General features: G+C 70.5%; 18 protein-coding genes. 10 read left to right on the top strand and 8 right to left on the bottom strand.

All coding sequences use genetic code 11. The features are described from left to right. Nucleotides 1-93 precede the first annotated feature (93 nt). From FB458_RS22260 to FB458_RS21340, 3 genes are all read left to right on the top strand, one after another. Nucleotides 94-1380: an AAA family ATPase gene (locus FB458_RS22260; RefSeq protein ID WP_141848654.1), complete on the top strand. Its 1287-nt coding sequence runs from the start codon at nt 94-96 to the stop codon at nt 1378-1380. A 2-nt stretch (nt 1381-1382) separates the two neighbouring features. Further along, a complete protein-coding gene (locus FB458_RS11735; RefSeq protein WP_141848653.1) occupies nt 1383-1853 on the top strand; it encodes a hypothetical protein in 471 nt (156 codons plus the stop codon). 508 nt (nt 1854-2361) lie between these two features. Next, nucleotides 2362-2529, top strand: a complete 168-nt coding sequence (locus FB458_RS21340; RefSeq protein WP_170185657.1) for a hypothetical protein — start codon at nt 2362-2364, stop codon at nt 2527-2529. A gap of 1037 nt (nt 2530-3566) precedes the next feature. On the opposite strand, the gene FB458_RS11730 is transcribed toward FB458_RS21340, so the two are convergent. Both FB458_RS11730 and FB458_RS11725 read right to left on the bottom strand, forming a co-directional pair. Continuing rightward, nucleotides 3567-4826 carry a CaiB/BaiF CoA transferase family protein gene (locus FB458_RS11730; RefSeq protein WP_141848652.1) on the bottom strand — a complete coding sequence of 420 codons (1260 nt, stop codon included), beginning with the start codon at nt 4824-4826 and terminating at the stop codon, nt 3567-3569. Beyond that, complete coding sequence (locus FB458_RS11725; RefSeq protein WP_141848651.1) at nt 4823-6166, bottom strand: MFS transporter; 1344 nt, start codon at nt 6164-6166, stop codon at nt 4823-4825. The genes FB458_RS11730 and FB458_RS11725 overlap by 4 nt, the downstream gene beginning before the upstream one ends. 118 nt (nt 6167-6284) lie before the next feature. Between FB458_RS11725 and FB458_RS11720 the strand changes: the two genes are divergently transcribed. Then, complete coding sequence (locus tag FB458_RS11720) at nt 6285-6986, top strand: FadR/GntR family transcriptional regulator (protein ID WP_141848650.1); 702 nt, start codon at nt 6285-6287, stop codon at nt 6984-6986. Nucleotides 6987-7088: 102 nt separating this feature from the next. Here the strand turns inward: FB458_RS11720 and FB458_RS11715 are convergent, their stop codons facing one another. Then, a complete protein-coding gene (locus FB458_RS11715; protein WP_141848649.1) occupies nt 7089-8063 on the bottom strand; it encodes a LysR family transcriptional regulator in 975 nt (324 codons plus the stop codon). Nucleotides 8064-8143: 80 nt separating this feature from the next. Between FB458_RS11715 and FB458_RS11710 the strand changes: the two genes are divergently transcribed. Beyond that, the gene (locus FB458_RS11710) at nt 8144-9568 is read left to right on the top strand and encodes an MFS transporter (RefSeq protein ID WP_141848648.1); all 1425 of its coding nucleotides are present in this window, start codon (nt 8144-8146) and stop codon (nt 9566-9568) included. A 134-nt stretch (nt 9569-9702) separates the two neighbouring features. Here the strand turns inward: FB458_RS11710 and FB458_RS11705 are convergent, their stop codons facing one another. Continuing rightward, the gene (locus FB458_RS11705) at nt 9703-11067 is read right to left on the bottom strand and encodes a cystathionine beta-synthase (protein WP_141848647.1); all 1365 of its coding nucleotides are present in this window, start codon (nt 11065-11067) and stop codon (nt 9703-9705) included. A gap of 213 nt (nt 11068-11280) precedes the next feature. Here FB458_RS11705 and FB458_RS11700 point away from each other — a divergent pair, with 213 nt between their 5' ends. Continuing rightward, a complete protein-coding gene (locus FB458_RS11700) occupies nt 11281-12360 on the top strand; it encodes an SGNH/GDSL hydrolase family protein (protein WP_141848646.1) in 1080 nt (359 codons plus the stop codon). 56 nt (nt 12361-12416) lie between these two features. On the opposite strand, the gene FB458_RS11695 is transcribed toward FB458_RS11700, so the two are convergent. After that, nucleotides 12417-13295: a LolA-like protein gene (locus FB458_RS11695; protein ID WP_141848645.1), complete on the bottom strand. Its 879-nt coding sequence runs from the start codon at nt 13293-13295 to the stop codon at nt 12417-12419. Between the two features lie 202 nt (nt 13296-13497). On the opposite strand from FB458_RS11695, the gene FB458_RS11690 reads away from it, so the two are divergent. Next, entirely contained in the window at nt 13498-14721 is a 1224-nt protein-coding gene (locus tag FB458_RS11690) for an acetyl-CoA C-acetyltransferase (RefSeq protein WP_141848644.1), read from the top strand. Between the two features lie 129 nt (nt 14722-14850). Here the strand turns inward: FB458_RS11690 and FB458_RS21335 are convergent, their stop codons facing one another. Further along, nucleotides 14851-15093: a hypothetical protein gene (locus FB458_RS21335; RefSeq protein ID WP_170185656.1), complete on the bottom strand. Its 243-nt coding sequence runs from the start codon at nt 15091-15093 to the stop codon at nt 14851-14853. Between the two features lie 36 nt (nt 15094-15129). On the opposite strand from FB458_RS21335, the gene FB458_RS11685 reads away from it, so the two are divergent. The 3 genes from FB458_RS11685 to FB458_RS11675 all read left to right on the top strand — a co-directional run bounded on the left by FB458_RS11685 (nt 15130) and on the right by FB458_RS11675 (nt 17024). After that, complete coding sequence (locus FB458_RS11685) at nt 15130-15852, top strand: phosphotransferase (protein WP_170185655.1); 723 nt, start codon at nt 15130-15132, stop codon at nt 15850-15852. A 126-nt stretch (nt 15853-15978) separates the two neighbouring features. Next, a complete protein-coding gene (locus FB458_RS11680; RefSeq protein ID WP_141848642.1) occupies nt 15979-16626 on the top strand; it encodes a hypothetical protein in 648 nt (215 codons plus the stop codon). Beyond that, a complete protein-coding gene (locus tag FB458_RS11675; protein ID WP_141848641.1) occupies nt 16611-17024 on the top strand; it encodes a hypothetical protein in 414 nt (137 codons plus the stop codon). The genes FB458_RS11680 and FB458_RS11675 overlap by 16 nt, the downstream gene beginning before the upstream one ends. Before the next feature lie 26 nt (nt 17025-17050). On the opposite strand, the gene FB458_RS11670 is transcribed toward FB458_RS11675, so the two are convergent. Both FB458_RS11670 and FB458_RS11665 read right to left on the bottom strand, forming a co-directional pair. Further along, nucleotides 17051-17818: a hypothetical protein gene (locus FB458_RS11670; RefSeq protein WP_141848640.1), complete on the bottom strand. Its 768-nt coding sequence runs from the start codon at nt 17816-17818 to the stop codon at nt 17051-17053. 8 nt (nt 17819-17826) lie between these two features. Continuing rightward, nucleotides 17827-18396 carry an RNA polymerase sigma factor gene (locus tag FB458_RS11665; protein WP_246061175.1) on the bottom strand — a complete coding sequence of 190 codons (570 nt, stop codon included), beginning with the start codon at nt 18394-18396 and terminating at the stop codon, nt 17827-17829. Nucleotides 18397-18659: the final 263 nt, after the last annotated feature.

Genomic DNA, 18659 nt, shown 5'->3' with positions numbered 1-18659 from the left:
GTCCACAGTGCGCCTCGCAACGGAGCTTCGCGATCTAGCTTGATCGGCCAGTCCGCTGTCAGCTCGCTCTGACGTACAAGTAGTGTCAGTGCCATGGCAACGCGACTTCGCGAGATTCGGCTGGCGTCCTTCAAGAGCGTGAGGGACGCCCGCATCAACGTGGGGCCGCTCACGCTTGTCGTCGGGCGGAACGGCTCGGGGAAGTCGAACATCCTTGATGCAGTAAGTGTGTTGTCGGCCATGGCGACCGGCGCCAGCCTGCGCGACGCGCTCGATGGGGGTCGCGAAGGTCCCCTAGTACGGGGGGGGTCGGAAGGATGCGCGCCGGTTGGCGAGACGCGCTTCGCGATCGGTTGCTCAGTTGATGGCGCCGCCGGCCGGTTGCACCTGGACGTGGAGGTCCAGACCTCGCCTACCGTGCAGATTGTCTCTGAGCGCCTGTGGAGTTATCGCGGTGACGGTCAGCGGCGCTATTGGCTCGCATCAGACCCCCCTAACCCCCACAGCGCTGACATCACCGCGCGATGGGAGAGCCGAAAGCGGGGCGTGAACCCTCCAGTGACCATGCGCGCTGACCAGCTGCTGACGTCGCAGGTTGCAGTCCGGGTTCCAGTCACCTCACAGGCGGGCCGCGACGTGCATGAACGAGCAGCAGAGATGTTGAGCGCCCTGAATGGGGTCTTCCTTCTAGATCCAGTTCCACACCAAATGCGCGAGTACGTGCCAGAGAAGGACGCAGTCCTCCGGCGTGGCGCGGATAATCTATCTGCAGTCCTCGGCCGGATCGCATCAAATTCCGTCGCCCGACAAGAACTTCTTGACATGACCCGCAGCTTGTCAGAAGCACAGGTAGCCGATTTGGCGTCTGTCACAAGCCAGCTCGGCGACGTAATGGTAACCCTCACGGAGCATATAGGCGGTGAAGATCGGGCCATCCCCGCGCGACTGATGAGCGATGGCACTCTTCGCTTTCTTGCTATTGCTGCCGCCTTACTCGAGCCCATGCAGGGAGACGCACCCGCCGAACGCCTGTTGGTAGTCGAGGAACTCGAGAACGGACTACATCCCTCACAGGCCTCTCTGCTCGTCTCTCGGCTAAAGGCCGCGGCTGGTGACCGTCGAGTACAAACCCTGGCTACTACCCACAGCCCGGCAATCCTAGACTCATTAGACGGTTCGGATCACCAAGACGTAGTTGTTGTAACCCGTGACGCAGATGGCTGGAGCAGGGTGACGCGACTAGTGGATTTCCCTGACTATTTCGAGGTGGTCGGGCCATCAACGCTGGGAAGCCGCGCCGTGGACGACGCCCTACGTCCGGGCGCTCCTGATGCCGGTGACGTGGCACAGCAATCTCTTGCCGAGATTTTTGGGAGCTAGAGATGCCCGACATGCCCGTATGGCTTATCGACACGTCTGTCTTCCTAGAAATTCTTGACGTCCCTGGCAAAGCAAGTCGACACCAGCAAATAGCGGATGAATTTATTGCCCGCTACAAAGACGGCCATCGCTTCGTGCTCCCTCTCACTACAATTATCGAAACAGGCAACCACGTCGCGCAATGCGGAGGCGATCGGCGCGGCGCGGCGAGGCGGTTCACTACCGCTCTCAGGCAGGCTCAAGAAACTCAGCCGCCCTGGATTATTCGTGACGTTCAGTGGGACAAAGCACGACTGGACTACCTCCTGACTGGCGACTCGACGGGAAGTTCTCTCATGGATCTTCTCGGCGATGGGCGCATGGGAACTGGAGATGTTGCGATTTTAGTAGAACGAGACGAATTTAGATCGGCTAGCAACTTTACGGACGTACGGATCTGGACACTTGAGGCCACGCTCAATGCCTACGCCTAAGCACCCTTCTGAAAAAGATTTCGAGAAGGGGTCCGCTCCGTCTCGATGGGTCGCCTGCGAATAAGACTGGATAAGAACCCTAGACCCCACTGGGCTATATCCGGCATTTGGCCGACTAATCCTTAAAGAAACGGTACAAACCGCATTCGAAAGGCGCGGCTTGTCGCGCACAGCTGGCAAGGGTTTGTGAAGTCATGGGGTACACATGGCGGACTGGTAGCTACCCCCGCGCATTCTCCTATGGCTCACACGTCAGTTACCCATCGGCCAATGACCCGTCGGTCTCATTCGGCCAGTACGGCCTGCGCGCACCTCCTCGTCACTAAGGTGACTGCGCCCCAAACAAGAGACGGATGCGGGCCCCAACGATTTCTTGCGCATGAAGCACCGCCTTTCCGGCCTTTGAGGGGTCATCCTGCATATCTCGGTTCCATGAATACTGCGCGATTTCTTTGTAGGCGGAAGACGTGGCCGCTCGGACATCGTCAGAGAAACTTAGCCTCTGTAGATGACGCACTTCGTCCGCGGCGTTCCGCAATTGTACCGCGAGAAGATTTTGCTGATCAGAGTCATCGATCACAGTCTGAGCGAGTCGGAAGCATGTCAACAACATCTCATCCAGCCGCAGGAGCTTCTCCAGTTCGAAGGCGTCACGAGCCGCCTGATCCGCTCTTGAATTTTCTGCCTCCTGACGTGAACGCGCACTTCGGTTGCCCAGGAGGGACGTCACGACCTCGCCAACGAGCGCGAGCATACCTCCAGCTGCCCCAGAAATCAGCGTTTGAATATAGGTCAGACCCTCACCAGCCAACACAAGCCTCCTCGTATGGATCTCAAGGTTTACAGACTACCGCGTCTGAGCGTGCTGGCTCTTTCCCGACGTGGCGAAGTGTACGAGAAATCTTTAATCCCTACGGGCCCGGGATGACGGCGCTAAAGCGATGTAGTCGCTCTCAGATCACGCCTTTTAGCCAACTCATGAACGAATGCAAGGTTGTTTTTCTGCCCCGCCTACCAGGAACTGCCATACGGCGTCGCGTCAGGCGAGGGGGCTGACCGACGAGACCTCGCACATCGGCTCCGCCACCGGCGGCCAGTCTGGTGACGGCGTGGGTAGCCGTCTGTCGGCGGCCGTCCGCCTCGTGCGACCGCGCCGCGACCTGTAGCGCGACGCGCGGGTGCCGAGCCCGTTGTCGTGCCCCACGGCACTGCCCGACTAGTGAGCCCGTGGGCGGGCGCCTCGGGCGCCGCAAGGTGTACTCGTTCCTGACTCGGGCACATTGAGGAAGCCGCTCAACGACAGCGCCATTCGCTGCTCAAAGGTTAAGCAACGGCCGCAAGTTCCTTTGAAGCGAACACCGTGCCTTCGGCAGCGTTGATGGATTTCCAGCCCGCGAAGTCGATTCCACGACGCAGTCGAGCGACCTCTGTCCTTGATCGCCCCTCGCCGTCTTGGACAGGTTTTGTCCAAACAACGACACTGCTCGAAGGCTTTCTCATACCCCTGGCAAGAATGTGGAGAGTGCGCGAACGATCGGAGTACGGAAGTCGGTGCGCCCCATCAGCCGCACCGAGTACCCCTCAGACGAGTGCATCCAGCCCCACCTTTCCCGGCGAAACTCATGACCACTCATCAAGCTCCGCCCTCTACGTTTCAACGACGGCGTGCGTCCTCAAGCTAGCGCTGATTTTCCGCAACCGAGCCCGCCACGGTCATCCTCGCACCCCTCCAGAGGCGACCATCGCTTCGATCGCCGCGTCGTCCAAACCCATCGCGGCCAGTAGCTCGCGGGTGTGCTCGGCGTAGGCGGGGCTGGCGTGCCGCAGCGTCGTCGGCGTCCCCGACAGCTTGAGCGGCGACCCCAGCGTGCGCACGTCGCCGAGGTCGCGGTGCGGCAGGTCGACGACCATGTCGCGGGCGAGCACCTGAGGGTGCGCGAGCGCCTCGTCGACCTCGTGTACCGGACCGGCGGGCACGCCCGCCTCCTCGAGCAGCGCCGCCCACTCCGTCGCCGGCTTCGCCAGGAACGCCTCCTCGATGATCGGCAGCAGCTCGTCGCGCCGGCTCACCCGGTCGGGGTTCGTCGCGAACCGCGGGTCGTCGACGAGGTGGCCCAGCCCGACGACCGGCGCGAACCGCGCCCACAGCGAGTCGTTCCCGACCGCCACCATGATGTCGCCGTCGGCGGTCGGGAACGCCTGGTACGGGACGATGTTGGGGTGCGCCGACCCGTGCCGGTGCGGTCGCTTCCCCGTCGCGAAGTAGTTCTGCGCCCCGTAGGTCAACCACGACACCATCCCGTCGAGCAGCGCGACGTCGACGTGCTGCCCCCGCCCGGTCGTGTCCCGAGAACGCAGGGCCGCGAGGACCCCGATGACCACCCACATCCCCGCGCCGAGGTCGGCCCCCGCCACCCCGAAGCGCACCGGCTCACCGCCCGCCGGCCCCGTCAGACCCATGACCCCCGACATGGCCTGGGCGATGGCGTCGTACCCCGCGCGCCGACTGTCCGGCCCGGTCTGGCCGAACCCGCTCACCGACCCGTAGACCAGCCGCGGGTTCGCCGTCGACAGCTCGTCGTACCCCAGCCCGAGCCGGTCGGCCGTCCCCGGCCGGAAGTTCTCCAGCACGACGTCCGCCGACAGCGCCAACGACCGCACGAGCGAGAGCCCCTCCGGCGTCTTGAGGTCGACCGCCAGCGACCGCTTGTTGCGGTTGACCGCGTGGTAGTACGCCGCGTCCTCGCCCTGGAACGGCGGCCCCCACCGGCGCGTGTCGTCGCCGCCGCGGGTGTCCTCGATCTTGATGACGTCGGCGCCGAGGTCAGCCAGCACCATCGACGCGAACGGCCCCGACAGGATGCGGGTGAGGTCGAGGACCCGCAGGCCCCCGAGGGCGCCCTCGCGCGTCGCCCACGCCTTCGCGGCGTCGTACGGCGGCTGGTCCTCCCCCTCGCCGTCTGGACGGGTCACGACGCCACCGGCGCGGCCGCGCGCTCGGCCTCCTCCTCGCGCCGCTGCGTCGTGCGAGGCATGAGCAGCAGCGCGATCATCGACAGCACGCAGCAGCCGATGATGTAGAGGCTGATGCCGGTGCTGCTGCCGGTCTTCTCGAAGATGGCCGCCGCGATGAGCGGGGCCGGACCGCCGGCGATGACCGACGCGAGCTGGTAGCCGATGCCCGCGCCGCTGTAGCGCAGGTTGGTCCCGAAGCTCTCGGCGATGAGCGCGGCCTGGGGGCCGTACATGATGTCGTGGAAGACGAGCGACAGGACGATGGCCAGCAGCGCCGCCCCGCCCGTGCCGGTGTTGAGCAGGCCGTAGTAGGGGAACGCGTAGAGCGCGACGGCGACGATGCCGACGCCGTAGGTCAGCCGCCGGCCGAGCTTGTCCGAGAGGAACCCGAAGAGCGGCACGGTGATGAAGCCGAGCGAGGCGGCGACGAGTGTGTAGTTGAGCAGGTCACCGCGCGGCAGCTTGGCGACCTTGGTGCCGTAGGTCAGCACGAAGGTGATGAAGAGGTAGAACGGTGCCTGCTCGGCCATGCGGACGAAGGCGGAGGTGATGATCTCCAGCGGGTGCTCCTTGAGCACCTCGACGAACGGCCGCTTGGCCACCTTCTCCGTCTTCTTCACCGCGGAGAACTCCGGCGACTCCATGACCCGCAGCCGCACGTAGAGCCCGACCCCGACGAGGATCGCGCTGACGAGGAACGGGATCCGCCAGCCCCACGCGTCGAAGGATTCCGGGGACATGATCGAGCTCATCCACTTGAGCATCGCCGTCGCGAGCAGCAGGCCGATCGGCACCCCGAGCTGCGGGTAGCTGGCCATGAGGCCGCGACGCTTCTTCGACCCCCACTCCATGGCCATGAGGACCGAGCCGCCCCACTCGCCGCCGACGCCGATGCCCTGCGCGACGCGCAGCAGGGTCAGCAGGATCGGCGCGAGGACGCCGGCCGAGGAGTACGGCGGGAGGCAGCCGATGAGGAAGGTCGCCGCGCCCATGAGGACGAGCGTCGTCACCAGCGTCGCCTTGCGCCCGACCCGGTCGCCGTAGTGGCCGAAGATCGCGGCACCGACCGGGCGGGCGGCGAAGCCGACGAAGAGCGTGCCGAACGAGGCCAGCACGCCGGCGAAGTCGCTCTCGCCCGGGAAGAACAGCTTGGGGAAGACGAGCGCCGCCGCCGAGCCGTAGAGGAAGAAGTCGTACCACTCGATCGTCGTCCCGACCGTGCTGGCCAGGACGGCCCGACGCTGGTGGCTGCGGGCGGTGGCGGGGTCGAGCGTGGGGTGGGCGGGTTGTCCGCTCATGGGGTCACCTTCCGGAGCAGTGGCTGAGCCACTTGGCCTCTTTGCCGTCAGCCGGGTACCTTGCTCCCGAGGGACGGGCCTGTCAAGGGCCTCCACGGACCCGGGCGAGGAGGCCGCGGTGGGCGACGCGTTGCGACCGGTCACCAAGGGCCGTCTCTACGAGCAGGTCGTCGACCGCCTGCGCGCCCACGCCCAGGAGGCCGGCCTCACCGCCGGCAGCCGGCTGCCCGCCGAGCGCGATCTCGCCGCCCGGCTCGGCGTCAGCCGCGCCTCGGTCGCCCAGGCGATCGTCGCCCTCGAGGTCCAGGGCCTCGTCGAGACCCGGCACGGGGGCGGCGTCTACCTGCGCCGCGACAGCCTCGACGGCGAGCCGTACGGCGACCTCGTCACCCGCCGCCGCCTCCTGCCGGACGTCCTCGACGCCCGCGACGCCCTGGAGACCAAGCTCGCGGCGCTGGCCGCGGGGCGTCGTACGGACGCGGACCTGGCGGCGATGGAGGACGCGCTGCGGGTGATGCGCGAGCAGGTCGCCGCAGGTGAGCCGCCCGAGGAGGGCGACCGGCTCTTCCACGGCGCCGTCGTCGCCGCCGCGCGCAGCCGGCTGCTGGCCGCGTTCTACGACGAGATCCGCGACCGCATCGCCGAGAGCCGGCACGAGTCGCTGCGCCAGCCGGGCCGCCCGGAGCAGTCGCTCGCCGACCACGAGGCGGTGCTCGCGGCGATCCGCCGGGGCGACGCCGCGGGGGCCGCCGCCGCGATGCACGAGCACGTCGACCACGTGAGCCGGGTGCGGCTGCTCAGCTGGGACCCGGAGGCCTGAGAACCCCACCTGTTGCTGCTTCCTGACACCACCCCGGGCGGCCGCCGGACCGCGGACCGGTCAGGAAGCAGCAACATGTGGGGTGTCGAGACGGGGGGCTGATCACGTGCCGGCCGGGCCGCGGGTGCTGGGCAGGAGCACCGGCGCCATCGTGGCGACCGCCTCGCGCAGCGCCCCGACGACCGCCGCGACCGTCGGCTGGCGCAGCCCCTCGCGGCGCACGACCATCCAGTAGACGAGCCGCTCGGCCACGAGGTCGGGCAGGACCCGCACGAGGTCGTCGTGCCGGTCGGCCATGAAGCACGGCAGGAAGCCGACGCCGGCGCCGGCGCGGGTGGCCTCGACGTGGACGAACACGTTGGTCGACGTCAGCGCGTCGACCATCCCCGGGACGAGCCGGCGCGGGGCGTCGAGCTCGTCGACCTGGAGCATCGAGTCGGCGAAGTAGACCAGGCCGTGCCCGGCGAGGTCGTCGATCGAGGTCGGCGTGCCGTGCTCCGCGAGGTAGCCCGGGGCGGCGTACATCCCCAGCTCGTACTCCCCCAGCGGCACCACCTGGGCCCGGTGCACCTGCGGCACGGCCACGACGACCTCGATGTCGGTGCCGGAGCGCGTGGGGGCCGCCTGCCGGGTGGCGGTGACGATCTCGACGCTGAGGTCGGGGTGCTCGCGCCGCAGCGCCGCGACCGCCGGTGAGGCGATGTAGGCGCTGAACCCGTCCGTCGCCGTCACGCGCACCGTCCCGGCGACCGCGTCGACGACCGCGCCGTCGGGACCGACCCCGCGCAGGACGTCCGCCACCTGCTGCCCGACCACGGCGAGCCGCTCGCCGAGCGGGGTCAGCGCCCAGCCGCCGGCCGAGCGCGCGAGCACCCGCCCGCCGGCGGCCTTCTCGAGCGCGGCGATCCTGCGGGCGACGGTCGTGTGGTCGATCCCGAGCGTGGCCGCGGCGGCCGTGTAGCGGCCGCTGCGGGCCACCTCGAGCAGCACGAGCAGCAGGTCGGGGCTGGGCGCCGACCCCCGCACCGACGAGGCGGGATCTGCGTTTTCGCACACCGCCGGTGCCTCTTTGGCCATGGCGTGAGCGTAACCGCACCTGCATCATCGTCGCGGTGCGTCGCTGGCGCACACGTCACCGACGACGACGGAGAGCCCGCATGAGCGCACCCCCCACCCCCACCCGCCCGGCCGGCCCCGGCGCCGGCGACGCTCCCGGCGGCGCAGGCGGCACCCCACCCGGCCTGCGCCGCCTCGTCGGCGCCTCGATGGCCGGGACCGTGGTCGAGTGGTACGACTTCTTCCTCTACGCGACGGCGGCCACGCTGGTCTTCAGCAAGGTCCTGCTGCCGCACATGGACAACCAGTACGACGCGGTCATCGGCGCCTTCGTCACCTACGCCGTCGGCTTCCTCGCCCGCCCGCTGGGTGGGGTCGTCTTCGGCCACCTGGGCGACCGGCTGGGGCGCAAGCACACGCTGCAGCTGACCATCGGGCTCATCGGCGCCGCGACCGTCGCCATGGGCTGCCTGCCGACCTACGCGAGCATCGGCGTGTGGGCGCCGATCCTGCTGGTGCTGCTGCGCTTCGTCCAGGGCCTGGCCATCGGCGGCGAGTGGGGCGGGGCGGTGCTCCTCGTCGCCGAGCAGGCGCCCGACCGCGACCGCGCGTTCTGGGCGTCGTGGCCGCAGGCCGCCGTCCCGGCCGGCAACCTGCTCGCCACCGCGGTGCTGTGGGTCATGTCGCGGACCCTGTCCGACGACGCGTTCCTCGCCTGGGGCTGGCGGGTCGCCTTCTGGCTCTCGGCGGTCGTCGTCCTCGTCGGCGCGCTGGTGCGTCGTACGGTCTCGGAGTCGCGCCTGTTCGAGGAGGCCCGCGAGGCCATCGCCCACGACGACCGCCCGTACGGCGCCCTCGAGGTCGTCCGCCGCCACCCCCGCGGCATCCTCGTCGGGATGGGCCTGCGCTTCGCCGAGAACATCCTCTACTACCTCGTCGTGAGCTTCTCGATCGTCTACCTCGGCACCGGGCTGAAGATGAAGACGGCCTCGATCCTCGGCGTCATCGGCATCGCGCACCTCGTGCACTTCGCCGTCATCCCGCTCGTCGGACGGCTCGCCGACCGGGTCGGCCGCCGGCCCGTCTACCTCACCGGCGCGGTGCTCTCGGCGAGCTGGGGCTTCATCGCCTTCCCCGCCTTCGGCACGAAGCAGACCGCCGTCATCCTCGGCGCGATCATCCTCGGCCTGCTCTTCCACTCGCTGATGTACGCCGGGCAGCCCGCGATCATGGCCGAGCTGTTCCCGACGCGGATGCGCTACTCCGGGGTGTCGATCTGCTACCAGGTCACCTCGGTCCTCGCCGGCTCGCTCGCGCCGGTGCTCGCCACCGAGTGGCTCAAGACGACCGGCTCGTGGGTCCCGACCGCGGTCTACCTCGCCGTCGCCTGCGCCGTGACGACCGTCGCCGCGCTCGCCCTGCGCGAGACCCGCGGCTCGTCGCTGGCCGCGCTCGACGCCGCCGACCGCGAGGCGCTGACGGCGAGCACGCCGTACGGCGCCACCGCGGTCACCGCCCGCGGCTGACCCCGGGATACGCAGAACCCCACTTGTTGCCACTTTCCGACCCGGTCTCGGTCGGCGCGCCGACCGCGGGTCGGTCGGAAAGTAGCAACAAGTGGGGTGTTCGCGTGTGGGCCGTGCAGGACCCGACGGGGACCTCAGTCGCTGAGGAAGCCCAGGAGGTCGGCGCGGGTGAGGACGCCGACGGGCTTGCCGCCGTCGACGACGAGGATCGCGTCGGAGGTCTGCAGCTCCTGGCGCGCGACCGAGACCTTCTCGCCGGCGCCGACGAGCGGCAGGCCGGGCTCGATGTGCTTCTCGACCGAGTCGGCCAGGTGCGCCTGCTGGGTGAAGAGCAGCTCGAGCAGGTGCCGCTCGCTGACCGCGCCCGCGACCTCGCCGCTCATCACCGGCGGCTCGGCCTTGACGACCGGCATCTGCGAGACGCCGTACTCCCGCAGGATGTCGACGGCGACGCGGATCGTCTCGTTGGGGTGGGTGTGCACGAGCGCCGGCAGGTCGCCGGACTTGCTGCGCAGCACGTCCCCGACCGTCGTCTCGACGCCGTCGTGGAGGAAGCCGTACGACGCCATCCACTCGTCGTTGAAGATCTTGCTCAGGTAGCCACGGCCCGAGTCGGGCAGCAGGACGACGACGACCGCGTCGGCCGGCAGGTCCTTCGCCGCGCGCAGCGCGGAGACGACGGCCATGCCGCACGAGCCGCCGACGAGCAGGCCCTCCTCGCGGGCGAGGCGGCGGGTCATGGCGAACGAGTCGGCGTCGGAGACGGCGATGACCTCGTCGACGACCGAGGGGTCGTAGGCGCCGGGCCAGAAGTCCTCACCGACGCCCTCGACGAGGTACGGCCGGCCGGTGCCCCCGGAGTAGACCGAGCCCTCGGGGTCGGACCCGATGACGCGGACCTTCCCCTCCGAGACCTCCTTGAGGTAGCGGCCGGTGCCCGAGATGGTGCCGCCGGTGCCGATGCCGGTGACGAAGTGGGTGATCTCACCCTCGGTGTCGGCCCAGATCTCCGGACCGGTCGAGTGGTAGTGGCTGTTCGGGCCCTCGACGTTGAAGTACTGGTTCGGCTTCCAGGCTCCGTCGATCTCCTTCACCAGCCGGTCGGAGACCGAGTAGTAGGAGTCGGGGTGGTCGGGGGCGACGGCCGTCGGGCAGACGACCACCTCCGCGCCGTACGCCTTGAGCACGTTGCGCTTGTCCTCGGCCACCTTGTCGGGGCAGACGAACACGCACTGGTACCCGCGGCGCTGGGCGATGAGGGCGAGCCCGACCCCGGTGTTGCCGGAGGTGGGCTCGACGATCGTCCCACCGGGGCGCAGCTCCCCGGAGGCCTCGGCGGCCTCGACCATCCGGCGGGCGATCCGGTCCTTCACGGACCCACCGGGGTTGAGGTACTCGACCTTGGCGAGGACGGTGCAGGCGAGACCCTCGGTCACCTTCGTGAGGCGGACCAGCGGGGTGTCGCCGACGAGGTCGCTGATGTGCTCGGCGTACTTCACCCCCCGATCCTGTCAGATCCGCGCGTCCCGCCGGACCGCGCGCGGGCGGGTGACGACGGGAGCGAACCCGCTGGGACCGGCGTTACGTTAAGAAGAGGCGGAGGGTGACCGATCTACCGGGATGAGCCGGGCAACGACGTCGGGCAGCAGCACCCCGACCGCCACCGGCACGCGCAGCAGCAGTCAGCAGCAGCACTGGTAGGAGGACGGTCCATGGGCAGGGCGCGCAGGGCGACACGCATCGCCCAGGCCGCCGCGTACGGCGGCGGGTTCGGGGTCGCGGGCATCGGTGCGCTCGGCGCCCTCGGGTACGGCGTCATCACGGTCGAGGCCCGCCTCGCCCGCCGCATCGTCGGCCAGCCGTTCGACGGCGCCCCCGACGACGACGGCCTGTACGGCGCCGGTCTCGGCGCCCCCCTCGAGCTGCTCGTCCTCGGCGACAGCACCGCCGCCGGCCTCGGCGCCGACTCGGCCATGCAGACCGCGGGCGCCTTCCTCGCCGGCGGGCTGTCCGCCTTCGCCGGGCGCCAGGTCCGCCTGACCAACGTCGCCGTCGTCGGCGCCGAGTCCAGCGGTCTCGAGGTCCAGGTCGTCAACGCCCTCGACGCCGTACCCCACCCGGACGCCGCCGTCATCCTCATCGGCGCGAACGACGTCACCCACCGGATCGACAAGGCCGTCGCCGTGCGGCACCTCGCCCGGGCGGTGCGCCGGCTGCGCGACGCCGGGGCCGAGGTCGTCGTCGGCACCTGCCCCGACCTCGGCGCCGTCACCCCCGTGGCCCAGCCGCTGCGGCTGCTGGCGCGGCGGTGGAGCCGCGACCTGGCCGCCGCGCAGACCGTCGCCGTCGTCGAGGCCGGCGGGCGCAGCGTCTCCCTCGGCGACCTGCTCGGGCCGGAGTTCGCCCGCAGCCCCGAGGAGATGTTCGCCAAGGACCGCTTCCACCCCTCGTCGGCCGGCTACGCCCGCGCCGCGTCGGCGATGCTGCCCTCCGTGTGCGTGGCTCTCGGGCTGTGGGAGGAGCAGTCGTCGACGACGCCGGACTGGCGCCGCGGCGACACCGTCGGGCCGGTCTCACGGACGGCCAGCGCTGCCGTCGCCGCCCCCGGCACCGAGGTCAGCGCGACCGAGGTCGCCGGCGCCGAGCGCGGACCACGCGGGCGCTGGGCCATCGGGCTGCGCCGCGTCCGGCGCCCCGTACCCGAGCGGACGGCGCGCGCCGGCGCGGGCGGCGCGGCGACGGGCCTGGTCGGGACGACGGCGGTGGCCGCCGAGCAGGTCCCCGGCAGCTGAGCGGCCCCGGTGGCGAGCCGCCACCGGAGCCTGCGGACAGGACGCCGTACGGGCGGTCAGCCGGTGATGATCTGCGAGGCCGCGGGCGCCGTGGGCGTGGGCACCGAGTCCCAGTCGCCGAAGGTGAGGCTCTGGCCCTTGCCGATGGCCAGGCGCACCGGCAGGTACGACGACTTGAGCACGTCGAGCTCGGCGTCGTCGGACCCGATGCGGTCCCGCAGACCCCAGCACGGGGCGCCGTCGACGGTGGTCGCGTCGACCTTCTGGGTGAGGGAGTTGGTGTCCGTGCCGAGCAGCTCGCCGAGCAGGGCCTTGGGGTTGGCCAGCTGCGTGAAGGACTTGGCCTCCGCGGCGGACGCCTTCACCCACTTCTTCGACGAGGCGAGCTCGGCGGCGCGGGCGGCGGGGGCGCCGGCCGTGGCCCAGAACTTCTGGTCGCCGCGGATGTAGGTCTGACCGCCGACGAGGATGAACTCGATGGTCGCCTCGGCGGTCTTGACCGATCCCTGGGCGCTGGTGCCGTCGGAGGTGCCGGCGACGTCGACGGTGACCGGCTTGCCGGAGTCCTTGACGGTGCCGGAGACGTGCGAGCTCTTGGCCTGCTCGACGGCGGCCTTGGCCTTGGCCAGCAGGTCGCTCGGGCTGGGCGCGTCGACCTCGCCGGTCGAGGTCGGCGACGCGGACGAGGTGGTGGACGAGCTCGCCTCGCTGGACGGGCCGGAGGAGCTGGGCGAGCCCGATGAGCCCGACGAGCCCGACGAGGCCGACGAGGCCGACGAGGCCGACGAGCTCGTGCCGGCGGTGGCGGCGGTCCCGGTCGAGCCGGAGCCCGACGAGCAGCCGCCGAGGGCGACGGGGGCGAGCGCGAGGCTGAGGGCGACGGCGAGCGAGGCGCCGCGGGTGGCGGGTCGCGGGCGGACGCGAGGACGGTGCATGACGGATCTCCCCTGCTGGACTGCGGCCGACGAGGACCTGTGAACGGCCCGTACGGCGTCGGTGAGGACGATGCTAGGGGCGGTGACCGGCCGCACAGCCCCGGGACTGTCCCCGCCCAGCCGTCGGGCCTACGATCGGACCTGGACTAAGCGAGCGCTTACCGCGTCGCCGTCCCCCGTCACCGCCGACCCTGGAGGACCCGTGCCCGAAGCCGTCATCGTCTCGACCGCCCGCTCGCCGATCGGCCGGGCCTTCAAGGGCTCGCTCAAGGACGTCCGCCCGGACGACCTCTCGGTGCAGATGGTCCGCGCCGCCCTCGACCAGGTCCCGGGCCTCGACCCGGCCGACCTCGACGACCTCTACTGGGGCTGCGCCGAGCCGTCCGGTCGGCACGGGTCCAACCTCGCCCGCGTCGTCGCGGTGCTCGCCGGCTACGACGCGTTGCCCGGCGCCACGGTCAACCGGTTCTGCTCTTCCAGCGTGCAGACGACCCGGATGGCCTTCCACGCCATCAAGGCCGGCGAGGGGCACGCGTTCCTCTCCGGCGGCGTCGAGTGCGTCTCGCAGTACACGAGCTTCGCCGGGGCCGGTGGCGCCGAGCAGGACGTGCAGAACCCGGCCTTCGCCGACGCCGTCGCGCGCACCAAGGCCACCGCGGAGAGCAACGAGACCTGGCGCGACCCCCGCGAGGACGGCCTGCTGCCCGACATCTACATCGCCATGGGCCAGACCGCGGAGAACGTCGCCACGTCGCGCGGCATCTCGCGCCAGCGTCAGGACGAATGGGGCGTCTCCAGCCAGAACCGCGCCGAGAAGGCCATCGCCAACGGCTTCTTCGAGGCCGAGATCACCCCGGTGACGCTGCCCGACGGCACGGTCGTCAGCAAGGACGACGGCCCCCGGGCCGGCGTCACCATGGAGGGTGTCGCGGGTCTCCAGCCGGTCTTCCGCCCGGACGGCACCGTCACGGCCGGCAACTGCTGCCCGCTCAACGACGGCGCCGCCGCGGTCGTCGTCATGAGCGACACCAAGGCCGCCGAGCTCGGCCTCACGCCCCTGGCCCGGGTCATCTCGACCGGCGTCTCCGGCCTGTCCCCCGAGATCATGGGCCTCGGCCCGGTCGAGGCCTCGCGGCAGGCGCTCGCCCGCGCCGGCATGACCATCGACGACGTCGACCTGTACGAGATCAACGAGGCCTTCGCCGCGCAGGTGCTCGCGTCGGCCGACGACCTCGGCATGGACTTCGACAAGCTCAACGTCAACGGCGGCGCCATCGCGCTCGGGCACCCCTTCGGCTCGACCGGCGCGCGGATCACGACGACGCTGCTGCACAACCTGCGCGAGCACGACAAGAGCATCGGCCTGGAGACGATGTGCGTCGGCGGCGGCCAGGGCATGGCGATCCTGTACGAGCGCCTCAGCTGAGCGAGCTCGACCAACAGGATCGGCGAGGGCCGGCGGGGCGCATGCCCCGCCGGCCCTTGCTCCATGGCGGGGGGTCGCCTGGCGCGTGCGGTCGATCAGCCCTCGGGCCGAGCCGTACGGCGACGTGCCCTACTCGAGCAGGAGCGCCTCGAACCGGTCCACGACCCGGGAGAACGCCTGGAGGTCGAGCCAGTCCTGCCACCCGGGTACCTCGTCGACGGCGGCATCGCCGGGACGACCGGACCAGACGATGAGGTCGCACCAGCCGCCCCCGTACAGGACGAGGATCCCCTCGCGCTCGCCGCGCCGGACGGCGACGCCGACCGAGTAGTCGCCGCGCACGGCGCCCCGGTCGGTCGTGACGGGGTGCACCGTAGTCTGGCCGTCCGCCCACGTGAGGTCACCGACGTGGAGACCGTTCTCGCGCCAGGATGCCGCTCGGCGGCGAAGCTCCTCGGCCGCCGCGTCGAGATCGATCCTCTGTCGCACGGCGGCCATCGTGACAGGCTCGACCGCCACCCGGTTCCGATGAAGACGGGTGCGGCGCCGACAGACAGGACGGGCACAGTGGTCGGCGTGACCGTTGACCCGAGATGGCCGGAGGTTCAGGAGATCGAGCCGGCCGTGCTGGGCCGCGGCGGCGTGCACCGAGTCCGGCTGGTCGACGGCGCTGAGGCCTACCTGCGGCCGGACGACGGGACGGCGGCGCTGCTGCCGCGGCTGGCGGCACGCGGCCTGCCGGTGCCGACGGTGATTGCCGCGCGTGGGGATCGGCTGTTGCTGTCCGCGCTACCTGGTGTGCCGGCCACGGACCCGGCGTGGCGCACCCAGCCCGAGCGTCTGGTCGAGGTCCTCGGCGCCGCCTGGTCGACGCTTCAGGACGCCGACGTCTTCCACGGCGACCTGACCCTCCCGAACATCCTGGGTATCCCGAGCACCGGGGAGCTGACCGGCGTCGTCGACTGGGGCGACGGAGTGATGGCCGCCCGTCCCGAGCTCGACCTGGCATGCCTGGTCTGGAGCCTGCGGTACAACCGGTTCGAGGACCACACCGGGCGTCTGCTGCTGTCGCTGGTGGGGTGGCCGCACCCGACTGATCCGGAGCTGATCCGCTTGTCCGACCTGTACTGACCGGTCGTTGCCCGCGGGACGACGAGACAGCGACGGGGCGAAGCACGAATCCACCGAAGGGCTGCGGAGCTCCGGGTCCGTCGCTACGTTCCCATCTGGAGCTGATGACGGGTCAACGGGGGGCACATGAGCGCGGGCAGCGACGTCGACGACGACCTGACGGTGGAGCAGCGTCGGCGTCTGGAACGGGCGTGGCGTCGGATCTGGATCTCCCAGCTGCTCGTCCTGCCCGCCACCCTCGTCGTCGTCTTCGTCGTCAACGCGCGGCTCGACCCACCCACCCCGCGCCCGGGCCACCACCCGGTCCCGACCTGGGTTCCCTGGTCGATCGCCGCCGTCCTCCTCCTCGTCGTCATCCCGATCCAGTTCCGGCTGCTGCGGCGACGTTTCTTCCGTCGCGACACGACGGCGCGAGCACTGATCGTCAGCGGCGACCGCCGCGACATCCGCCGCGTCTACCGGTCCCTACGCCGAGGCGAGACGATCTCGGACGACGACCGGCCGATCGCGCAGGCCTGCGTCGACTCGGCGCGACGGCAGCTGCGGACAGCACCGTGGCTCGTCCTCGCCCTCCTGCTCCTCGGAGCGGTCGCGGTCGGGCTACCCGCCGCGTCGCACCGCCCGGTGCCGTGGTTCGTCGCCGTGATGATGATCCTCGCCCTCGTCATGATCGGTGGCTCCTTCGTCCAGCTGCGCCGCGCACTGACCGGCGCCCGCGCCCAGGGCCTGACCTCCTCGCGCGGTGAGAGGGGACGCACGTGGACGTCTGGCTGAGCGTGGTGGCCGTCGTCGGGGCCGCCGTCCTCGTCGCCTCGGTGGTCGTGCAGGTGCGGTGGCGGCGCCGTACCCGCGCCGAGCGGGACGCCGTCCGGTACGACATGGCCCGGGTCCACAAGATGGTGAGGCAGGGCAGCCCCGTCGGCGAGGACGACCGGCTGGCGGCGGTCCTCGATGTCGAGCAGCACGTGCTGATCCTCCCCAACGGGGTCGCCGGGCTCCTCCTGGCCGGCGCGATCGCGTTCAACACGGGGACGACGCCCGCCGGGACCACCTTCCGCTACGCGGTCGGTGGTCTCATGGCCGTGTCCGCGTTCGCCTCCACCGCCATCGTCGCTGGCTACATCGTCACGGCCCGTCGTCTGGGCATCCGACCACGGTCCCTGTGGCAGTAGGGATACCGTGCGGACCTCAGGACCGTTCAGCGGATAGGGGTGGTTCCCTCGTGCGGGTCCCCGCCGATGACGAAGACGCCGATGCGGGTGTGACCGTCGGAGGTGAAGACGGGGATGGTGCGCGCGGGTTCAGGCCCGGTCTGCAGGCCGGTCGGTGGGGGCGGGTCGAGGTCTCGGTCGAAGGCGTAGCCCTCTCTGCCGTTCGTCGCGGTGACGGCGATCAGGTCCGGGGTCCCGTGCGCGTTCTGCACGCCGTACGTGAGCCCGTCGGCGTTGCGGCCCCACTCACTGACCTCCACGTGCGCAAACGTCGCGATGAGGGTCCAACGCGTCGCAGGACTGCTGGTGATCGTGATGGAGTGCTGACCAGGCGCGAGTGGGAGTCGGTACGTCGTGACGCCCTGACGGGTTCCGGCATCTGATGCGGAGCAGATCATCGAGGCACCGTCGGAGAAGGTGAACGTGCCCGCGGTGAGGCAGGACAGCTGCAACGTCACATCGGTGGCGTCGCTCGGTATCGCTCCCAGCTCGACCGTGGCCGTCCCGGACCGGGTGACCGTCACCGCCGGCGCCGACGTCGTGACGACATCCGAACCGGGCAGCGAGAACCATCCCCCGGCCGCCGCCACGGCGACCCCGCCACCGAGAACGGCCAGGCCCGTGACGGCACCGACCACCACCCGGAGCCGTGCCTGCCGTCGCCGCGCCGTGGACCGAGCACGGTGCTCCGCGCCCTGTTCCGTGACGTGCTCGATGAGAGCGGCCCGCAGGGCGCCGGCGAAGTGGTCGTCCATCCGGATCGTCATCGCGCTGCTCCGATGCGTTCGGTGCCGGTCGAGTCCTCCGGGAAGTCAGCCAGCTGCTGCCGGATCCGCAGACGGGCTCGATGCAGCCGTGTCTTGGCCGCCGCCGGACTGATCCCCGTCGCGGCGGCGGCGTCCGCGACGGTGAGGTCCTCGAAGCCGACGAGCAGGAGCAGGGTCATGTCGAGCTCGGGCAGGGCCCGCAGCGCGTCCCGCAGCCTCGGGTCCACCCCGAGCTCACGTCCGGCCAGAGCCTGTTCCGCCGCATCCCTCGCCTCCGCGGCACTCCCCGACACCCCGGGGCGGGCCGCCTCTCCGGCCAGGTCGCCGCTGTGCGGTAGGCGAGCGAGGAAGTCCCGGTACCGACGCCGTGCCCGGGCCGTGTTCCGGGCGACGTTCCCGGTAGTGACCAGCAGCCACGGCAGGACCGAACCGTTGACCACGCGTACGGCGTCCCGTCGGCGCCAGAGCTCGAGGAAGGCCGACGCCGCCACGTCCTCGGCGTCGCCGGGCGCCCCCAGCATCCGGAGCGCATGGACGTAGACCCGGTCACGGTGCAGGTCGAACACGACCGCGAACGCCTGTCCGTCGCCGCTGCGGGCACGACCCCACACCAGCTCCTCATGGTCGCGAGCCGGCCCCGTCCCCCGACCCGGCTCCAACAGCGACGCGACGGCGCCCTCCCCGCCGTGAACGCTCGTCCGCGAGCCCCGCACCGGGACGTGGGGCTCCTGGGGCCGGGCATCACCATCCCGCGAAGCCCCCGAGCCCCTCTCGTCCACCGTCACACCCCTTCATGTCCGCACCCCCCACGGAGGGTTTCACGGCCGGG

This window comes from Lapillicoccus jejuensis (assembly GCF_006715055.1).
Classification (GTDB): Bacteria; Actinomycetota; Actinomycetes; order Actinomycetales; family Dermatophilaceae; genus Lapillicoccus; species Lapillicoccus jejuensis.
Note: the sequence above shows the minus strand (reverse complement) of the source record. Positions and strands in the feature narration are given on the sequence as shown.